Genomic DNA, 671 nt, shown 5'->3' on the forward strand with positions numbered 1-671 from the left:
GGCGTGCACGGGGACAATCTTGTGTATGTCATCTATACCTCCGGCTCTACCGGCAAGCCCAAGGGCGTGGGGCTGGCACATCATGCCCTGGCCAAACATGCCCAGGCAGCGGTGGGCTTCTTTGGCCTGAGCGCGGCCGACCGGATGCTGCTGTTTTCCACCATCAATTTCGACGGTTTCATCGAACAGTTTTTCCCGCCACTATGCACGGGTGCGGCCATTGTCTTGCGCGGTCCCCAGCTATGGGACAGCGACACCTTCTATCGCGAACTGATCAATAAGCGCATCACGGTTGCGGATCTCACCACGGCCTACTGGTTTTTGCTGGCCCAGGACTTTGCCAGGCAGGGCCCCCGGGACTATGGCCGGCTGCGGCAAGTGCACGCGGGTGGCGAAGCCATGTCGCCCGAGGGCATCAAGGCCTGGCGTGAGGCCGGACTTGGTGGCATTACCCTGCTTAACACCTACGGTCCGACCGAAGCCACCGTGACGGCCACCGCTCTGGATTGCGGCGGATATTCAAGCGACGATGGCATGCCGATGCAGGTGAGCATTGGCAAGCCGCTTGCGGGACGCAATATCTACTTGCTTGATGCCAACCTGACCCCGGTCATACCGGGGGTTGCGGGCGAATTGTGCATAGGGGGGGATTTACTGGCGCGCGGCTACCT

At 61.3% G+C, this 671-nt stretch carries 1 protein-coding gene; it reads left to right on the plus strand.

Annotated elements, in window-relative coordinates; all coding sequences use genetic code 11:
• Positions 1-671: AMP-binding protein (locus SQ11_RS15410; RefSeq protein ID WP_041515088.1), on the plus strand; the 671-nt coding region annotated here is incomplete at both ends.

Source organism: Nitrosospira sp. NpAV, assembly GCF_000832065.1.
GTDB lineage: Bacteria > Pseudomonadota > Gammaproteobacteria > Burkholderiales > Nitrosomonadaceae > Nitrosospira.